The sequence below is a fragment of the Pseudomonas citri genome (genome assembly GCF_025336485.1).
GTDB lineage: Bacteria > Pseudomonadota > Gammaproteobacteria > Pseudomonadales > Pseudomonadaceae > Aquipseudomonas > Aquipseudomonas citri.
The window spans coordinates 291,977-309,546 of the sequence record NZ_JAODAB010000002.1 but is presented as its reverse complement, the minus strand read 5'-3'; the positions used below and the strand labels follow the sequence as shown (position 1 = coordinate 309,546).

16 protein-coding genes are annotated in these 17,570 nt (G+C 58.2%); all 16 read left to right on the top strand.

Going from position 1 to position 17,570, the window contains the following annotated elements:
* The first annotated feature begins 2 nt into the window (after nt 1–2).
* The 16 genes from N4Q37_RS03650 to N4Q37_RS03575 all read left to right on the top strand — a co-directional run bounded on the left by N4Q37_RS03650 (nt 3) and on the right by N4Q37_RS03575 (nt 17,466).
* Complete coding sequence (locus N4Q37_RS03650; RefSeq protein ID WP_260955454.1) at nt 3–740, top strand: cephalosporin hydroxylase family protein; 738 nt, start codon at nt 3–5, stop codon at nt 738–740.
* A gap of 49 nt (nt 741–789) precedes the next feature.
* Nucleotides 790–3,723: a TIGR00180 family glycosyltransferase gene (locus N4Q37_RS03645; RefSeq protein ID WP_260955452.1), complete on the top strand. Its 2,934-nt coding sequence runs from the start codon at nt 790–792 to the stop codon at nt 3,721–3,723.
* A gap of 28 nt (nt 3,724–3,751) precedes the next feature.
* Complete coding sequence (gene pseB, locus N4Q37_RS03640) at nt 3,752–4,753, top strand: UDP-N-acetylglucosamine 4,6-dehydratase (inverting) (protein ID WP_260955450.1); 1,002 nt, start codon at nt 3,752–3,754, stop codon at nt 4,751–4,753.
* On the top strand, nt 4,750–5,910 hold the full coding sequence (gene pseC / locus N4Q37_RS03635) for a UDP-4-amino-4,6-dideoxy-N-acetyl-beta-L-altrosamine transaminase (protein ID WP_260955448.1): 1,161 nt from the start codon (nt 4,750–4,752) through the stop codon (nt 5,908–5,910). Before pseB ends, pseC begins: the two co-directional genes overlap by 4 nt.
* Before the next feature lie 6 nt (nt 5,911–5,916).
* Nucleotides 5,917–6,618 carry a pseudaminic acid cytidylyltransferase gene (gene pseF, locus N4Q37_RS03630; RefSeq protein ID WP_260955447.1) on the top strand — a complete coding sequence of 234 codons (702 nt, stop codon included), beginning with the start codon at nt 5,917–5,919 and terminating at the stop codon, nt 6,616–6,618.
* On the top strand, nt 6,615–8,120 hold the full coding sequence (gene pseG, locus N4Q37_RS03625; protein ID WP_260955445.1) for a UDP-2,4-diacetamido-2,4,6-trideoxy-beta-L-altropyranose hydrolase: 1,506 nt from the start codon (nt 6,615–6,617) through the stop codon (nt 8,118–8,120). The genes pseF and pseG overlap by 4 nt, the downstream gene beginning before the upstream one ends.
* Nucleotides 8,113–9,165, top strand: a complete 1,053-nt coding sequence (pseI, locus tag N4Q37_RS03620; RefSeq protein WP_260955444.1) for a pseudaminic acid synthase — start codon at nt 8,113–8,115, stop codon at nt 9,163–9,165. Before pseG ends, pseI begins: the two co-directional genes overlap by 8 nt.
* A 197-nt stretch (nt 9,166–9,362) precedes the next feature.
* Nucleotides 9,363–10,289, top strand: a complete 927-nt coding sequence (locus N4Q37_RS03615; RefSeq protein WP_260955442.1) for a ketoacyl-ACP synthase III — start codon at nt 9,363–9,365, stop codon at nt 10,287–10,289.
* Nucleotides 10,290–10,372: 83 nt separating this feature from the next.
* Entirely contained in the window at nt 10,373–11,662 is a 1,290-nt protein-coding gene (locus N4Q37_RS03610) for a motility associated factor glycosyltransferase family protein (RefSeq protein WP_260955440.1), read from the top strand.
* Nucleotides 11,659–11,928, top strand: a complete 270-nt coding sequence (locus N4Q37_RS03605) for a hypothetical protein (protein ID WP_260955438.1) — start codon at nt 11,659–11,661, stop codon at nt 11,926–11,928. Before N4Q37_RS03610 ends, N4Q37_RS03605 begins: the two co-directional genes overlap by 4 nt.
* A gap of 254 nt (nt 11,929–12,182) precedes the next feature.
* Entirely contained in the window at nt 12,183–13,034 is an 852-nt protein-coding gene (locus N4Q37_RS03600) for a flagellin domain-containing protein (RefSeq protein WP_260955436.1), read from the top strand.
* 72 nt (nt 13,035–13,106) lie between these two features.
* The gene (locus tag N4Q37_RS03595) at nt 13,107–13,472 is read left to right on the top strand and encodes a flagellar protein FlaG (protein ID WP_260955433.1); all 366 of its coding nucleotides are present in this window, start codon (nt 13,107–13,109) and stop codon (nt 13,470–13,472) included.
* 82 nt (nt 13,473–13,554) lie between these two features.
* A complete protein-coding gene (gene fliD / locus N4Q37_RS03590) occupies nt 13,555–14,988 on the top strand; it encodes a flagellar filament capping protein FliD (protein WP_260955431.1) in 1,434 nt (477 codons plus the stop codon).
* Nucleotides 14,989–15,117: 129 nt separating this feature from the next.
* Nucleotides 15,118–15,513, top strand: a complete 396-nt coding sequence (gene fliS, locus N4Q37_RS03585) for a flagellar export chaperone FliS (protein ID WP_260955428.1) — start codon at nt 15,118–15,120, stop codon at nt 15,511–15,513.
* Between the two features lie 11 nt (nt 15,514–15,524).
* Nucleotides 15,525–15,821, top strand: a complete 297-nt coding sequence (locus N4Q37_RS03580) for a flagellar protein FliT (protein WP_260955427.1) — start codon at nt 15,525–15,527, stop codon at nt 15,819–15,821.
* A gap of 169 nt (nt 15,822–15,990) precedes the next feature.
* Nucleotides 15,991–17,466: a sigma-54 dependent transcriptional regulator gene (locus tag N4Q37_RS03575; protein ID WP_260955426.1), complete on the top strand. Its 1,476-nt coding sequence runs from the start codon at nt 15,991–15,993 to the stop codon at nt 17,464–17,466.
* The last annotated feature ends 104 nt before the right edge of the window (nt 17,467–17,570 follow it).

The following is a 17,570-nucleotide window of genomic DNA, read 5'->3' as shown; positions in this document are numbered from 1 at the left end:
ACATGACCGACAACACTATCCATAAAGCTTTCCAGGCCCAATGCGCGACCGAAATCGCTGCTCAAGGCCAAGACGAAAAACTGGTTGGCCTGGCCAAGGAGTTTTTCAACGAATCGGCCAAGCACAAGTACAGCTACCACTTTTCGTGGATGGGCCGGCCGATCATCCAGTTGCCGCAGGACATGATGGCCATGCAGGAACTGATCTGGCAGATCAAGCCTGACCTGATCATTGAATGCGGCATCGCCCACGGTGGTTCGATCATCTACTACGCCTCGTTGCTGGAGCTGCAAGGCCACGGTGAGGTGCTGGGCATCGACCTGGACATCCGCCCGCACAACCGCGAAGCCATCGAAAGCCACCCGATGAGCAAGCGCATCTCCATGATCGAAGGTTCGAGCATCGATCCGGCGATTGCCGAGCAGGTTCATGCGGCAGCCAAAGGCAAGAAAGTCATCCTGGTGCTCGACTCCAACCACACCCATGACCATGTGCTTGAAGAACTGCGCCTGTACGCGCCCCTGGTTTCGGTGGGCAGCTACTGCGTGGTGATGGACACGGTGGTTGAGGACATGCCAGCGGACTTTTTCCCGGATCGTCCTTGGGGGCCGGGTGATAACCCGAAAACCGCCGTGTGGAAATACCTTGAGGAAAACGCTGACTTTGAAATTGACCAGCAATTGCAGAACAAGCTGCTGATCAGCGTCGCACCGGACGGTTATCTGCGTCGGGTCCGTTAATTCATCGTTTCACGTCATTGGCGTCTGGCAGGTTGTGGGGACAGGAAATATGCAGGTTCGAAACACTATTAAAGACAACGTGGCACCGCTGAGCGAGCGGTTCACGGTGGTGGTCATTTCCCACAACCGCAGCGCCTTCCTGCGGCGTACGTTGCATTACTACAGCAGCTACCCTTGTTCGGTGCTGGTGCTTGATTCGTCAGTCGAGTGCGATGAGCAAATCGTCCGGGATTTCCCTTCGGTCGATTACCGCCATTTGCCTCAGTTCACCTATAAGGGGCTTCAGGACAAGCTGACCTATGGCGTCAATGAGGTCAAGACACCGTACATGGTGTTCGCCGCCGATGACGATTTCCTGCTGCACGACGCCTTGACCGAGTCGGTGGAACTCCTTGAAGCCAACCCAGACTATGGCCTGTGCCATGGCTACGGGATCATGTACCTCTCCTGTGCGACCGAAGTGTGTTACTTCCGTCGCGACCGCAAGGTGCATGAGGATTACGACAGTGAACTGGCGGAAGACCGGGTAATCCGCTTCATGGATCAGTTCCTGCCGCCGTTCTACGCCGTGACCCGTACCGACCTGCTGCAGCAGTGGTACGGCCTGTTGCCGCCGGGCACCAATTTCGAATGGCAGGAGATCGGGCATACCTTCTATTTGCTGGCGTGCGCCAAGGCCCGGATCCTGCCCATTCCCTTTGCCGTTCGTGAGCTCAACTACGGCGGCTCGGAGCACAACACCAACGTATTGACGGTGTTGAGCTACAAAGATGCAAAAAGCGTCGCTGAACGCGAGCGGTTTGCCGAATTCCTGGCGTCCATCCCCACCCAGCTCAGCGAGCAGGCGCCGGGGCGTATCAAGCAGATCGCCCTCGACAGTTTCGCGGCCATGGCGGATTGCTTGCTCCAAGGGCGCTCGCTCAAGGGGACGCAGATCATCCGTTCGGCGTGGTTGCAGGCAGATGAGGAGCCGGTGCGCTCGTTCGGCCCACAGCAGTTTGTCGAGATGCCTTTTTACAACCAGCGGGTGTTCGATCTGCTGACCCAGTTCGAATTCCTGCTGCATGCCATGCCGGCCGGGCGCCTGCAGCTTCAGCAACTGGAAGGCATTTTGCTGCGCCAACATGAACTGATGCGCGTACAACCCAACGATAACGAACGCACGATCCGCAGCCGTCTGTGGGAGGCCCAGGGCCTTTACGCGTTCAACCGTGCGGTGGTCAAGCGCCTGGCCGAATCGTTGAAAACCAGCGACGAGCCCGACGAGGCGGTGAGGATGCAGGCCTGGGCCGAACGATTGGACTCGGTGCCGGGGCAGCAGGAGCGCCGGTTGCTGGACAGCATGCATTCCGGACGCCTGCTCAACTGGCTCGACGCGCGCAGCCCTGATGATCAACAACTCAAGGCCATCGCCGCCCACCTGGCCGAGCACCAGGGCGGACCGCGCTTTGGTATTTTGCTGCTGGACCTGGATGCTGACATGGTCAAGCTGCAGTCCACCTTCGATAGCCTGGTGAACGGCCACTGCAAGGCATTCAACGTCGTCGTTTTCACCACGGGTGACTTGCCAGCGACCACCACCGTGCGCGACACCGTGCACTTCGTCAAAGTCAGCACCACCAATTATGTCGAGCGCATCAACCAGATCGTCGGGCAATCCACTGCCGATTGGCTGGTGCTGGCCGAGGCCGGTGACCAGTTCACCCAAAATGGCCTGTTGCGTGCCAGTCTTGAGCTGATCGGTGCCGAAGGCGTTCGCGCGGTGGCCATGGATGAAATCCAGCGCAAGGCTGATGGCAGCCTTAGCGATGTGTTCCGTCCCGGCGTCAACCTCGATCTCTTGCAATCGGTGCCGTCATTGATGGCTCGGCACTGGCTGATTCGTCGTGAGGTGCTGGCCCAGGCCCGTGGCTTTACGGCCGAATACACCCAGGCCTTGGAGCTGGACTTGCTGTTACGGTTGATCGAGGAGGCTGGCCTGGTCGGCCTGGCGCACTTGGCCGAGCCGTTGTTGATCTGCAGCGCACCGGCAGAGGAAGAAAATGCCCAGGAGCGTCAAGTGTTGAAGCGTCACTTGGCTGCCCGAGGGTATCGCGCCCAGGTCAATTCGACCGAACCGCTGATTTATCAGATCGATTACCAGCACGCCGAGCGACCACTGGTGTCGATCATCCTTGAAAGCCGGGACAATCTTGAACAGGTGCAGCAGGCATTGGTCAGCGTGCTGCAACGCACCCGTTACCACCGCCATGAGATCGTGATTGCCGACAATCACAGCCAGTCCGAAGAACTGCTGCAATGGCTGGACAGCCTGGAAGGCAAGGGCGACCGGGTGCGTATCCTGCGCAGTGATCGACGTCTCAGTGCAGCGGCCCTGTACAACTGGGCCAGCGGTCAGGCCAAGGGCGATTACCTGGTATTGCTGTCGGCCCAGGTGCAAGTCATCAACGCCAACTGGCTCGACGGCTTGCTCAATCAGGCCCAGCGACCGGAAGTGGGAATTGTCGGTAGCAAGCAGATGGATAACCGCGGCATTACCACCCAGGCCGGGCTGGTGCTCAATCCTGATGGTCAGGTGGGTTCGGTGTTCGTTGGCGAACGCAAGGACGCCAAGGGCTACCTCAATGGCCATCAGGCGGAGCAGAACTATTCGGCGGTGTCCGGCGCTTGCCTGATGATCCGCAAGGCACTGTTCGAGGCGGTGGGAGGCTTGGACGAGGAGCACTTTGCCGACGCCTTCGCCGATGTCGACCTGTGCCTGAAGGCCGCAGATGCCGGTTACCTCATCGTCTGGACCCCCCAGGCCCAGATGCTGCATCCGGGCACATTGGCCAATGACCCCCAGGCAGCCGACGCCTTGCGGGATAAATGGCTCGCGCGCTTCGAACACGACACCGCCCGTAACCCCAACCTGACCCTGACCGGCACTGGCTTCGCGCTGGGCGTCGCAAAGGCGATGGAGTGGGCGCGGTTGCTTGCGTAAGTCTGGCTGTCAGGCAAAAGGATTCAATATGTTCAACGGTAAATCGATTTTCATATCTGGCGGCACGGGTTCGTTCGGGCGCAATTTCATCCGCCGGTTGTTGGAGCAATACCAGCCCAAGCGGGTGGTGGTGTTTTCCCGCGATGAGCTCAAGCAATACGAGATGCAGCAGACATTCAATGCGCCTTGCATGCGCTATTTCCTGGGGGACGTGCGTGACGCCGATCGTCTGCGCCAGGCCATGCGTGGCATCGATTATGTGGTGCATGCGGCTGCCCTCAAGCAAGTGCCGGCTGCCGAATACAACCCCACCGAGTGCATCCGCACGAACGTCAATGGTGCGGAAAATATTATTGCGGCAGCCATTGATAACGGCGTGAAGAAAGTTGTGGCGCTTTCTACTGACAAAGCCGCCAGCCCAATCAATCTGTATGGCGCGACCAAATTGCTGTCGGACAAGTTGTTTGTCGCGGCCAATAACATCGCTGGTGACCAGCAGACCCGGTTCGCTGTCGTGCGCTATGGCAATGTCGCCGGTTCGCGAGGTTCGGTGGTGCCGTTTTTCAGTAAGCTGATTGCGCAAGGCGCGACGGAGCTGCCGATTACGGATGAACGCATGACTCGTTTCTGGATCACCCTCGATCATGGCGTGCAGTTTGTGCTCGACAGCTTCGCACGTATGCACGGTGGTGAAGTCTTCGTGCCGAAAATCCCGTCGATTCGCATTGTCGATCTGGCATCGGGCATGGCCGGGCACTTGCCACACAAGAGTGTCGGGATTCGTCCCGGGGAAAAACTCCATGAACTGATGGTACCGCTGGATGACGCGCGCATGACCATCGAGTTTGCCGATCACTACACCATCGAGCCGTCGATTCGATTCACCCACGTGGATGTGGACTTCGCAGTGGACAACCTGGGCGAACGAGGCACACCTGTGGCGGAGGATTTCGAGTATCGTTCCGACACCAATCCGCACTTTTTATCGGTGGATCAGATCGCGACCCTGCATGCTCGGTTGTCGACATGATCCCTTACGGTCGACAAAGCCTCGATCAGGCTGATATCGATGCGGTCGTTGCGGTGTTGCAGTCCGACTGGCTCACCCAGGGACCGGCCATTGAGCGCTTCGAACAGGCGATGGCCGAGCGCTGTCAGGCCAATCACGCCGTGGCGGTGTGCAACGCAACCGCTGCGCTGCACATTGCTTGCCTGGCGGCGGGACTCGGGCCCGGCGATTGGTTATGGACCACCCCCAATACTTTCCTGGCTTCGGCCAACTGCGGGCGTTATTGCGGCGCGCAGGTGGATTTTGTCGACATCGATCCACTGACATGGAACCTTGACGCTCGTGCTCTTGAGGCAAAGCTGGAGGCGGCTGAGCGTCGGGGTTCGCTGCCCAAGGTGTTGGTGGCGGTTGCGTTTTCGGGGCAAAGCTGTGACATGGAGTACATCGCACGATTATCCAAGCGTTATGGCTTCACAGTGATTGAGGATGCTTCCCACGCCGTGGGGGCTTCTTACGCGGGTCGACCCGTGGGATGTGGCGAATTCGCGGCCATGACGGTATTCAGTTTTCATCCGGTGAAGATCATCACCAGCGCCGAGGGTGGCATGGTGCTGACCAACCGTCCGGAATTGGCGCAGCGCCTGCAACGCCTGCGCAGCCATGGAATGACGCGTGATGTCGGACAAATGACCGAGCCCAGTCATGGCCCTTGGTACTACCAGCAGATAGAGCTGGGGTTCAATTACCGAATGACGGATCTTCAAGCCGCGTTGGGGCTTTCGCAGTTGAACAAGCTGGACGGGTTTGTCGCGCGACGCCGTGAGCTGGCGGCACGTTATGATCGCCTTCTGGCGTGTTTGCCCTTGACCCTGCCCGGCGCACAAGCTGATGCTGAATCCGCTTGGCATCTGTATGTGGTGCGTTTGCGACTCAAGGACATTGCCCTCGACCATCGCCAGGTGTTTGAAGGCTTGCGTGCCGCCGGGATTGGCGTGAACCTGCATTACATTCCGGTCCACCTACAACCGTATTACCGCGCCCAGGGATTTGCCGACGGCGATTTCCCCCAGGCAGAGCGTTATTACGCCGAGGCCATCAGCTTGCCCATGTTTCCTTCCCTCCGTGATGAACAACAGGACTATGTGGTCGAGCAACTACGCCGGTTGCTTGAGGAGTAACGACACTTGAATGCCATCGCGATCATTCCCGCGCGTGGCGGGAGCAAACGGATCCCGCGCAAGAACGTGAAGCTGTTCGATGGCGTACCGGTGATCGTACGGTCGATTCGCACGGCCCTGGAATCGCGCGTGTTCGATGAAGTGATTGTCAGCACCGACGACCAGGAAATTGCCGAGTTGGCGAGGGCTCACGGCGCCCAGGTGCCATTCATGCGGCCGGCGGCATTGGCCGATGACTTCACCACAACGGCAGCGGTAATCAATCACGCACTGGGGGAGTTGCACGAGCGCTCGTTCGATCTTGCCTGTTGCATCTATGCCACCGCGCCCTTGCTGCAGGCGCGGTTTCTGCGCCAGGGCTACGAATTGCTGCGCGAGCATCCTGAACGGTCGTTTGCGTTTTCGGTGACCGGTTTCGGCTTTCCTGTCCAGCGTGCATTGATCCTGGATGAACAAGGCGCCCTGAACCCACTCTATCCCCAGTTTCGCGACACTCGCTCCCAGGATCTGCCCGAAGCGTTTCAGGACGCCGGTCAGTTTTATTGGGGGCGCCGGGAGGCCTGGTTGCGTGGTGATGCGTTGTTTTCTCCCAAGAGCCTGCCTGTCATTCTGCCGCGGTATATGGTGCAGGACATCGACTCCCCCGAAGACTGGGCGCGGGCTGAGTACCTTTACGCCGCGTTGAGGGCTGGCGGTGAACTGCAATGAGGGTGCTGATCCGTGCTGATGCTTCGCCGACCATTGGTAACGGGCACATTTCCCGTTGCTTGACCTTGGCCCGAGTTCTGCGCAGGCAAGGTGCCCATGTGGTATTTGCCTGTCGCCTGCTGCCAGGCCATCGCTTGCAGGCGTTGGAGGCCGAAGGTTTCGAGACCTTGGCTTTGCCGGACCGCTACCCCGACGAAGATCCCCGACAGGGTATCGAATCGCTGCTGCCCTGGCAGGCAGATATCGCGGCGTTGGCTTTCGCGTTGCGCGCAATACCCGATTTCGACTGGATCATCGTCGATCATTACGGTTTGGATCATCATTGGCAAACTGCCGTGCGCCGCTTCGCACCGCGGGTCATGGCAGTGGATGACCTGGCGACCCGCACTTACAACGTCGATCTGTTACTTAACCAGAACCTGTCTGGCACTCCGACCGCCTATGCCGGGTTATTGCCTGAACATTGCCAGGTGCTGCTGGGCCCACGATATGCGTTGTTGCGTGATGAGTTTCAGTGCGAGGCGATTGAAATCAAACCCAAGGTTCGCCGGGTGTTGGTCAATTTCGGCGGCTTTGACGCGGCAATGCAAACTCATCATGCAATGTTGGCGCTGACGGATTTCCATGAGATCGAGGTCGATTTCGTCGCCGGTGCCGACAACCCGGCGTGGTCCCAAATGCAGGAGATGGTGGACAGTCATCCAAACTGGCGTTTGCACAGTTTCGTCAACGATTTCCATCAGCTCATGTTGGAGGCCGACCTGTTCATCGGTGCCGGCGGCGGAACCAGTTGGGAGCGCGCCGCCATGGGGCTGCCCACGATTTGCATCGCGGTATCGAACAATCAACAGGCCAACAGTGAAATGATGGCTGCGTTCGGTGCGCACATTTATCTCGGCACCCGAGCGATGGTCAGTGTCCGGCAGTTGCGCCAGGCCATTGGGTTTGTCGTGGATAACCAGGGCTTGCGCCTCAGTTTGGCCCAGCGATCCCGGGAGTGTGTCGATGGCCGGGGCGCCCAACGGGTCGCTGCGACCCTGGCTGGCGCTGTATTGCAAGTTCGACGGGCCACGCAGGCTGATGCCCAACTGCTTTTTGACGGTCGTAACGCCGAGGCTGTCCGTCGTGTATCGCTGGATACGTCACTTATTGGCTGGGATGACCATTGCCGATGGTTGCAGGCAAGCCTGGTCAATGAGCGACGGTTGCTATTGATTGGAGAAGCGGCGGACGGACCGGTAGGTGTATTGCGCTATGACATGGATGGCGTCGAAGCGCTCGTGTCGATTTACCTGTTCGAACATCGTCTAGGGCAGGGCTGGGGTAGGGCATTGCTGGGGCATGGTGAAACGTTTGTCTCTGCCCACTGGCCCGAGTTGCGAAGCCTCGTAGCGCAGGTATTGCCTGGCAATGATGCCTCGCTGGGTTTGTTTCGGCAGGCCGGTTTTGCTCAGAATACTTGCGTGTTCACGCGCGTATTGAAGGATAGCGCCCATGAATAGTTTCAAAATTGGCCATCGCATCATTGGGGCCGAAGCACCACCGTTCATCATTGCCGAGATGAGTGGTAACCATAACCAGTCCCTGGAAGTGGCGTTGCAGATTGTCGAAGCCGCTGCCCGGGCAGGTGCGCACGCGTTGAAATTGCAGACCTACACTGCCGATACCATGACCCTGGATCTGAGCGAGGGTGAGTTTTTCATCAAGGATCCCAACAGTCTGTGGGCCGGAACGTCGCTCTATGATTTGTACGAGAAAGCCCATACGCCATGGGAGTGGCATGCCCCCATTTTTGCCCGTGCCAAGGCGCTGGGCATGCTTGCCTTCTCCACGCCATTCGACGAGACGGCGGTGGACTTCCTGGAAAGCCTGGATGTGCCGGCCTACAAGATCGCCAGTTTCGAAAACACCGACCTGCCGTTGATCCGTCGGGTCGCCGCCACCGGCAAGCCGCTGATCATTTCAACGGGCATGGCAAGCATCGCCGAACTCGACGAAACCGTGCGCGCGGCCCGTGAAGCCGGTTGCAGGGATCTTGTACTGCTCAAATGCACCAGTACCTATCCGGCCACTGCGGCTAACAGCAACGTGCGCACCATTCCTCATTTGCGGGAGCTTTTTGAGTGTCAGGTGGGGCTGTCAGATCATTCCATGGGCGTGGGTGTGTCGGTTGCCGCGGTGGCGCTGGGCGCGACTGTTGTGGAAAAGCATTTCACCCTTGACCGCGAGGCCGGAGGGGTGGACGCCAGTTTCTCTCTGGAGCCGGCAGAGCTTGAGGCGCTGGTGATTGAAACCGAACGTGCCTGGCAGGCCATGGGGCAGGTGCACTATGGCGTGACCGAGGCCGAGCGCAAGTCGCTGGTGTACCGTCGTTCGCTCTATGTAACGAAAGACATGGCCCCTGGCGAAGTGTTCAGCCCGCAGAATGTCCGGGCCATCCGTCCCGGCCTTGGATTGGCTCCCAAGCACGCGGAGCGCTTGATGGGGCGCTGTGCTCGTCAGGCCATCAAGCGGGGAACTCCACTGGCATGGTCGCTGGTGGAATAGCTTTCTGATCGCGCATATTCGGAAAATTGGCGTGACCTGCGAGTCATAACGCGCATCTTCACTGTATTGTATTGACCGGGAAGATGGCGCCAGGCCTTTATCAGGTCCAGTGATAGCCCTCTGCACTTCCCGTTTGTCGGCGCCCCTCGATTCTGTGCGAGCGGTGGTATTGGGCTGTTTTTTATTGGGAAGCCGTAATGATTGGCATAAAAAGCATTGCGAGCTACGTTCCTGTAGCCGGCGTGGACAATTACGCACAGGGTGCGAAATTTGAAAAGGATGAAGAGTTCATCCTGGGCAAGATCGGTTCCGCTTTCCTGCCGCGCAAGCATGAAGGGCAGGAAACCTCGGACTTGTGTGTCGAAGCGGTCAACGCGCTGTTTGCCAACAATCCCGACCTGAAACGCGAATCCATCGACGTGCTGATCGTCGTGACCCAGAACGGTGACGAAGAAGGCTTGCCCCATACGGCCGCCATTGTCCAGGACAAGCTTGGCCTGCCTACCACCGTGGCGGCATTCGATATTTCCCTGGGGTGCTCGGGGTACGTCTATGGTATCTACGCCATCAAGGGCTTCATGGAGGCCGCTGGCCTGAAGAACGGCCTACTGGTGACCGCCGACCCGTACTCGAAAATCGTCAACCCGGAAGACCGCAACACCACGATGCTGTTCGGCGACGCGGCCACTGCCACCTGGATGGGCGAAGATGCCCCATGGCAACTGGGCAAGTCCAAGTTCGGCACCGACGGTTCCGGAGCGCCGCACCTTAAAGTCAGTGACGGCGTGTTTTTCATGAACGGCCGCCAGGTGTTCAACTTCGCCTTGCTCAAGGTTCCGGCGCATCTTCACGAATTGCTCGCCGATTCCGGCCTGCAGCCTGAGGATATCGATGCGTTCTGCATCCACCAGGGCAGTGCGGCAATCGTTGATGCCGTGGCCCGGCGTTTTGAAGGTGAGCCGGAGAAGTTCCTCAAGGACATGGTCGAGACCGGCAACACCGTGTCGTCGAGCATTCCATTGCTGTTGGAGAAGCACGTGCTCGATTCCGACTGGAAGCGCGTGGCATTGAGCGGTTTCGGCGTGGGACTGTCCTGGGGTTCGGCGATCATCTACCGTCCTTGATACCTGTTAAACCCAGGTAAGAAATAGCGTCCAAGGTGTAACCTTGAACGCTATTTTTTTGCCTGATCGAAAAGCGAGACGCCATGAGCGAGTTCTTTGAGCGCAATCTGCAGGTGATCGAGCGACGCTGGCCTGTGCTGGCCGGGCGTCTGCGCCTGGAGGATACCCATGACTTGCAGGTTGATCTGGTTGAAGGCCTGGGGTCGACCCTGAGCGTCAACGGCATCCAGCTGACCAGTCGCCATGACCGTCTCTCCGAGGCAGACCTGCAAGCCGCCAGCCTGCCGGATGCCGCCATCGTGCATGTCTATGGCACCGGCCTTGGGGATCTGCAGAACCGGTTGCTGGAGCGGGCAGGGCTGGAGCACCTGTGTGTGCACATCCTCAACGGCTCGGTGTTCGCCCTGGTGCTGCAGGTCCTGGATCAGTTGCCATGGCTCACCGATCCTCGGGTCGAATTGCTTTACGCCGGCGGCCAGGCGGAAATCCAGCTGCCTTTTTTTGCCGTGCCTTCCGAGTTGGTGCTGGCTGATGATTTCAATGCGAAGATTCGTGATCGGTTGATCAGCGAAACCCACCTGGCCTTCAACAACCGTGAATTCGACCCCGAGGCTCCGGAGATTGTCGAGCGCTTGCAAGCCACTTTCGGCCTGGTGAAAGCAGATCGGGATGTCGCCGAACTGTTCGGCTCCTTGGGCGGCCGGGAAGCTTTTGTCGTCGCCACCGGGCCCAGCCTCGAACAGCACTTCGAGAGACTGCGCAGCCTGGGTGAGCGGCCCGGACGGCCGCTGTTGATTTGCGTCGATACGGCTTATTGGCCATTGCTCAATCATGGCATCCGTCCGGATGTGGTGGTCAGCATCGATCAGCGCATTTCCATGCGCCATCTCCCTCCCGAAGGTACTGCTGGCATCGCGCTGGTCTACCTGCCAATGGCCGATCCCTCGGTCATCGAAGCCTGGCAAGGAACGCGTTACGTCGGTTATTCATCCAGTCCGATCTATCGTCGGATGCGCGAGCAGCTTCCCCGCGGTGAGTTGTATGTGGGGGGGAGCGTGATTCATCCGGCAGTGGATCTGGCGGTGAGGATGGGGGCCACGCAAATTACTTTGTTCGGCGCCGATTTCGCTTTTCCTCACGACAAGACCCACGCCGGTTGGGGCGATGGCGATCTGGGTCCGCAACTCGGTGCGGCCAGACATTGGGTGCGTGATGGTCATGGCCGACGGGTCAAGACCCAGCTCAATTTCCGTAGCTATCTGTGTGAGTTGGAACGGTTCATCGCCGGGCATCCCCAGGTGCGTTTCTACAACAGCAGTCGGGATGGGGCGATGATTGTCGGCACGGCGTTTCATCCGGAGTTTGTGCAATGACCAGGCTTGAAGGCGTGATCGATGAGGCTCGTGGATGCGCGCGACTGTTTCGTCTTGGACGAGATGTCGAGGCGGGGCTGGCGATGGTGGCCTTGGTCGAAGCGGCACAGCCATTGATCGAACGTATGTCCGGCGATGCCCAGGTGGCGTGGGGTGGGTTGCTTGCGCTGATGTTCGATGACCAGCAGGCTCAGAACTGGCTCTCGCTGGCTGACTATCTTGAGTACGAGCTGGTTGAGCTGTTGATCCCAAGTCTGACGATTTGAACACTTTCTTCGGTGGGGCGGTGTCGCCGCTCTGCCGTAGTCGGAGTCCGACAGTTCCCTGGCGCCATTTTTTTACCCTGCAAATCCGGCTAAGCCCTTGATTTAAGAGGGGTGGCACGCTGATGGCAAAAATTTTGAAAAAACTGCTAAAGCAAGTTCCGATTACGACGATAACTATTACGAAGGTTCTCTAGGCCACACCCGGCGGTTGCCAGGGCCGGAAGCCGCAGTACCCAACCAACGAGGAATTCGTCATGGCTTTAACAGTAAACACTAACGTCACATCGTTGAACGTTCAAAAGAACCTGAACAAGGCTTCCGATGCGCTGTCCACTTCGATGACCCGTCTGTCTTCCGGTCTGAAAATCAACAGCGCCAAAGACGACGCCGCCGGCCTGCAAATCGCTACCCGTATGACTTCGCAAATCCGCGGTCAGACCGTTGCGATCAAAAACGCCAACGACGGTATCTCCATCGCCCAGACCGCTGAAGGTGCTCTGCAAGAGTCCACCAACATCCTGCAGCGTATGCGTGAACTGGCTGTACAAGCACGAAACGACTCCAACGGCACCGCAGACCGTACCGCTCTGAACAAAGAATTTGCTCAGATGTCGGACGAACTGACCCGTATCGCCAACTCGACCAACCTGAACGGTAAGAACCTGATCGACGGTTCCGCTGGCACCATGACCTTCCAGGTCGGTTCCAACACCGGTGCTGACAACCAGATCACTCTGACCCTGGACAGCGGTTTCGACGCAGCGACCCTGAGCGTTGACTCTGCCACTGTCGTGATCAGTGCTGTTGACAGCGCCTCTGCAGAAACCGCCACCGCGAATGCTATCGACAAGATCGACGCTGCTCTGGCGACCATCAACTCCAGCCGTGCTGACCTCGGTGCTGCACAAAACCGTCTGACCAGCACCATCTCCAACCTGCAGAACATCAACGAAAACGCCAGTGCTGCACTGGGTCGCGTACAAGACACCGACTTTGCTGCAGAAACTGCCCAGCTGACCAAGCAGCAAACTCTGCAACAGGCTTCCACTTCGGTTCTGGCCCAGGCCAACCAACTGCCATCCGCTGTACTGAAGCTGCTTCAGTAATAGCTGGATGAGTTTTAGCGGGGGGGTGCGCTTGCGTACTCTCTCGCTTTTTCCGTTCAAGAGGTGATGGACATGGATATGAGCGTAAAGCTGAACTTGTCTTATCCAGCGGCCAAGCCGGCGCCAACAGTGGCCGACAAGCCAGTGGAGAAGCCTCGGGCTGATACTGCGCCTGTGAAATCGGTCAAAGAAGTTCCCAAGGACGCCGCTGCCGAGCAGGACAGACTCAAGAAAGCTGTCCAGGAAATCGAGAAGTTCGTTCAGTCGGTCAAGCGTAATCTGGAGTTCTCGATTGACGAGCCTTCAGGCAAAGTAGTGGTCAAGGTTATTGCCAGTGAGTCCGGCGAGGTGATTCGCCAGATCCCGAATGAAGAAGTTCTTAAGCTGGCTAATAGTTTGAATGATGCAAACAGCCTGTTGTTCAGCGCAGAAGCCTGACAGCTGGCACGAATTTTGTTGTTTAGTTCTTTTGGGCGTTGTAAAGGTCAAAAGGCCGGCGACACACTGAAGGGAGTCCCACATGGCAAGTCCAATTCTACCTGGCTTGGGTTTAGGCTCCGGCCTTGATACCACTGCTATCGTCAAGGCATTGGTGGATTCTGACAAGGCGGCCAAGCAGGGTCAGATCGACCGCGCCACCAAGACCAATACCGCCAACATCTCGGCGATTGGCACCCTGAAGTCGTTGCTGGCTACGTTCCAGTCCTCGCTTGAAAGCCTGGGTAGTACGACTACTCCGCAGTTCACTGGGGTCGCTGCCACGTCGGCCAATAACAGCGCATTGACGGTGACAGCGGGTAACTCAGCGGTCAGTGGTACCTATTCGGTCGATGTCACGCAGCTGGCGACGTCTTCGAAAGTCGCAACGGCCGCTTTCGCAGGTGGCACTTCCAGCCTGGTAGGGGCGGGTACGCTGACGATCAGCCAGGGAGGCAAGGACTACACCTTGGACGTACCGGCCGATGGGACCTTGCAGTCGGTCCGGGATGCGATCAACAGCACGTATTCCTCCAGTGGCCTGACTGCCAACATCGTGACCGACAGCTTCGGTTCGAGGCTGGTGGTAGGGTCGACCAAGACCGGTGCGGGCAATGATATTTCCCTCAGTGGCATCGCCAGTCTGACCGCAGACGGTTCCACCTTGATGGGGACGCCCAGCGCGACTTCCTCGGGCTCCATCAGCATTGCCAAGGATGCGGTATTCACTGTCGATGGGCTCGCGATGACCAGCCCAACCAACAAGCTGGATAACGTAGTTTCCGGTTTGAGCATGACGTTGCTCGTCGCCAACAGCGGTCCGACGACCGTCACCGTTTCCACCAACGCCGATGGCCTGAAGGCTTCGATCCAGAAGTTCGTCGACGCCTATAACGCCATTGCCAAGGCCGTGACTTCGCTCACCAAGCCAACCACAGATGCTGACGGTAATCCGGTTTCGGCGGCATTGACCGGTGACTCGTTGCCCCGCTCGTTGTTGGCCGCCATTCGTGCGCCGCTGTCCGAGACCGGTGCGGGCGACAAATTGACAGTCTTGTCTCAGCTCGGGATTACCACTAACCAAACCACGGGCGCCCTGGATTTCGATAGCGTGAAATTCACCCAGGCCCTGAACGACAAGCAGTTGGGTGGCGAAGTCCAGACCCTCTTCACTGGCGATAATGGCCTGATCGAGCGCATGCAGGATGCTCTCAAGCCCTACACCGAGACTGGCAAGAAGGATTCCAATGGCAAGGCTGTCGATAACATTCTGACGGCTCGTTCCAAGAACCTGGATCGTATCAAGACGAAGCTGAGTGATGATCAGTTGGCCCTTGATCGCCGGATCGAAACCCTGACGGCGGTACTTACCAAAAAGTACAATGACATGGACACCCTCGTCGGCAAGCTTAAAGCCACTGCCAGCAACATCACCTCGATGTTCGAGGCGTTGACTGCGCAACAGAAAAACAGTTGATAGCGATCGAAACAAAAAGCCCGGTAGCGTTTCCAGCGCTCCGGGCTTTCGGCTTTTTCGATCTAAAGTTTTTTGACGCAGCGTCGATACGCTGTTCATACGGACCAAAGATTTTTGATGAGGTAGAACATGAATCCGATGTTAGCCCTTCGCCAGTACCAGAAGATTGGCGCCCAGGCGCAAACCTCCGAAGCAAGTCCCCATCGTCTGGTGCAGATGCTGATGGAAGGAGGGTTGGATCGCATTGCCCAGGCCAAAGGTGCGATGGAGCGCAAGGACATCCCGAACAAGGGTGTACTGATCAGCAAGGCCATTGGCATCATTGGCGGCCTGCGTGAGGGCTTGGACCTGGAAAACCAGGCTGAGGCCGTGAGTGAGCTGGACAGTCTCTATACCTACATGATGAAACGCCTGGCTGAAGCCAACGCCAAGACCGATCCGAAGATCCTCGACGAAGTCGCCGAGCTGCTGCGCACGGTCAAGGAAGGCTGGGACGGCATTGCCGCACCGGGTCCGCAATTCTGAGGAGCACGCTCATGAGTCTTGTCTTGCAGCGAATCGAACAAACCCGTGACGCCCTGGTCGATGCCCTGGCTGAGCGTAATTGGGAGGCGATCGGTCAATTGGATGTGGCGTGTCGTTCCTGCATGGAAGACATTCTGAGCGAGTCCGGCGTTGATGAGGCGGCGTTGCGCCACAACCTGGAAGATTTGCTAGGGGTGTATCGATTGTTGCTGGAGGCGGCGACTGGGGAGCGTCAGGCAATCGTCGATGAAATGTCGCAAGTCCATCAAGCGCAGAACGCGGCAAAGGTTTACCATCTGTTCGGTTAATGCTCAGTTAATCCGAACAAAGTGCGCCATAAATTTGACTGTGCACGTTTTTTTGACTTAACTAGTAGCTGTTTACAGATTTCAGGCGTCTACAGGCGTGACAAGTCTGCAAGCGTCGAGCTTGCCCCCTAATTTCGGGTATTGAGTTGACTAGGGAAGTTGCTATTGCATGTGGCGTGAAACCAAAATTCTCCTGATCGATGACGATAGCGTCCGCCGCCGTGACCTGGCGGTGATCCTGAATTTTCTCGGTGAAGAAAATTTGCCCTGTGGCAGCCATGATTGGCAGCAGGCAGTCGGCTCTCTGTCGTCCAGTCGTGAAGTCATTTGTGTCCTCATCGGGACCGTAAATGCTCCCGCAACTCTGTTGGGCTTGTTAAAGACACTCTCAACCTGGGATGAGTTCCTTCCCGTTTTGCTAATGGGCGAAAATTCTTCCCTTGACTTGCCTGAAGACCAGCGTCGCCGGGTACTTTCCACCCTGGAAATGCCGCCCAGCTACAGCAAATTGCTCGATTCGCTGCACCGCGCCCAGGTTTATCGCGAGATGTACGACCAGGCTCGCGAGCGTGGCAGGCACCGCGAACCCAACCTTTTCCGCAGTCTTGTTGGCACCAGCCGGGCGATCCAGCATGTGCGCCAGATGATGCAGCAAGTGGCCGATACCGACGCCAGCGTGTTGATCCTGGGCGAGTCGGGCACCGGCAAGGAAGTGGTGGCGCGCAATCTGCACTATCACTCCAAGCGCCGCGAAGCGCCGTTCGTGCCGGTCAACTGTGGCGCGATTCCCGCCGAACTGCTCGAAAGCGAACTGTTCGGGCACGAGAAGGGCGCCTTTACCGGTGCAATCACCAGTCGTGCCGGGCGGTTCGAGCTGGCGAATGGCGGCACGCTGTTTCTCGATGAAATCGGCGACATGCCGCTGCCAATGCAGGTCAAGCTGCTGCGCGTCTTGCAGGAACGCACGTTTGAACGCGTGGGCAGCAACAAGACCCAGAGCGTGGATGTGCGGATCATCGCCGCGACCCACAAGAATCTCGAGAGCATGATCGAGATCGGCAGCTTCCGCGAAGACCTTTATTACCGCCTCAACGTGTTCCCGATCGAGATGGCGCCGCTGCGTGAGCGGGTCGAGGACATCCCGCTGTTGATGAACGAGCTGATCTCGCGCATGGAGCACGAAAAGCGTGGCTCGATCCGCTTCAACTCGGCGGCGATCATGTCCCTGTGTCGTCACGGCTGGCCGGGCAACGTCCGGGAGCTGGCCAACCTCGTGGAGCGCATGGCAATCATGCACCCGTACGGGGTGATCGGCGTGACCGAGCTGCCGAAGAAATTCCGCTACGTCGACGATGAAGACGAGCAAATGGTCGATAGCCTGCGCAGCGACCTGGAAGAACGGGTGGCAATCAACGGTCATACGCCGGATTTCACCGCCAGCGCCCTGTTGCCGCCGGAAGGCCTGGACCTCAAGGACTACCTGGGCGGCCTGGAGCAGGGGCTGATCCAGCAGGCCCTGGACGACGCCAACGGTATCGTGGCCCGCGCCGCGGAGCGTTTGCGCATTCGGCGTACCACCCTGGTGGAGAAGATGCGCAAGTACGGCATGAGCCGTCGTGAAGGAGATGAACAGGCGGATGATTGACGCCTGTTTTACAACCGCCTGATTTACAGGCGGTTTTTTTTCGGCACGGGTATTGCTACACCCCTCGCAACGTTCCGTTTAACTGACGGTCAGCCAAGCGAGAG

What these genes read in the sequence shown, in the direction of transcription:
- pseC (WP_260955448.1), top strand. Translation starts at nt 4,750, where the DNA reads ATGATCCCTTACGGTCGACAAAGCCTCGATCAGGCTGATATCGATGCG.
- N4Q37_RS03615 (WP_260955442.1), top strand. Translation starts at nt 9,363, where the DNA reads ATGATTGGCATAAAAAGCATTGCGAGCTACGTTCCTGTAGCCGGCGTG.
- fliD (WP_260955431.1), top strand. Translation starts at nt 13,555, where the DNA reads ATGGCAAGTCCAATTCTACCTGGCTTGGGTTTAGGCTCCGGCCTTGAT.
- N4Q37_RS03650 (WP_260955454.1), top strand. Translation starts at nt 3, where the DNA reads ATGACCGACAACACTATCCATAAAGCTTTCCAGGCCCAATGCGCGACC.
- N4Q37_RS03605 (WP_260955438.1), top strand. Translation starts at nt 11,659, where the DNA reads ATGACCAGGCTTGAAGGCGTGATCGATGAGGCTCGTGGATGCGCGCGA.
- pseB (WP_260955450.1), top strand. Translation starts at nt 3,752, where the DNA reads ATGTTCAACGGTAAATCGATTTTCATATCTGGCGGCACGGGTTCGTTC.
- N4Q37_RS03575 (WP_260955426.1), top strand. Translation starts at nt 15,991, where the DNA reads ATGTGGCGTGAAACCAAAATTCTCCTGATCGATGACGATAGCGTCCGC.
- pseG (WP_260955445.1), top strand. Translation starts at nt 6,615, where the DNA reads ATGAGGGTGCTGATCCGTGCTGATGCTTCGCCGACCATTGGTAACGGG.
- N4Q37_RS03645 (WP_260955452.1), top strand. Translation starts at nt 790, where the DNA reads ATGCAGGTTCGAAACACTATTAAAGACAACGTGGCACCGCTGAGCGAG.
- pseI (WP_260955444.1), top strand. Translation starts at nt 8,113, where the DNA reads ATGAATAGTTTCAAAATTGGCCATCGCATCATTGGGGCCGAAGCACCA.
- N4Q37_RS03600 (WP_260955436.1), top strand. Translation starts at nt 12,183, where the DNA reads ATGGCTTTAACAGTAAACACTAACGTCACATCGTTGAACGTTCAAAAG.
- N4Q37_RS03580 (WP_260955427.1), top strand. Translation starts at nt 15,525, where the DNA reads ATGAGTCTTGTCTTGCAGCGAATCGAACAAACCCGTGACGCCCTGGTC.
- N4Q37_RS03610 (WP_260955440.1), top strand. Translation starts at nt 10,373, where the DNA reads ATGAGCGAGTTCTTTGAGCGCAATCTGCAGGTGATCGAGCGACGCTGG.
- N4Q37_RS03595 (WP_260955433.1), top strand. Translation starts at nt 13,107, where the DNA reads ATGGATATGAGCGTAAAGCTGAACTTGTCTTATCCAGCGGCCAAGCCG.
- fliS (WP_260955428.1), top strand. Translation starts at nt 15,118, where the DNA reads ATGAATCCGATGTTAGCCCTTCGCCAGTACCAGAAGATTGGCGCCCAG.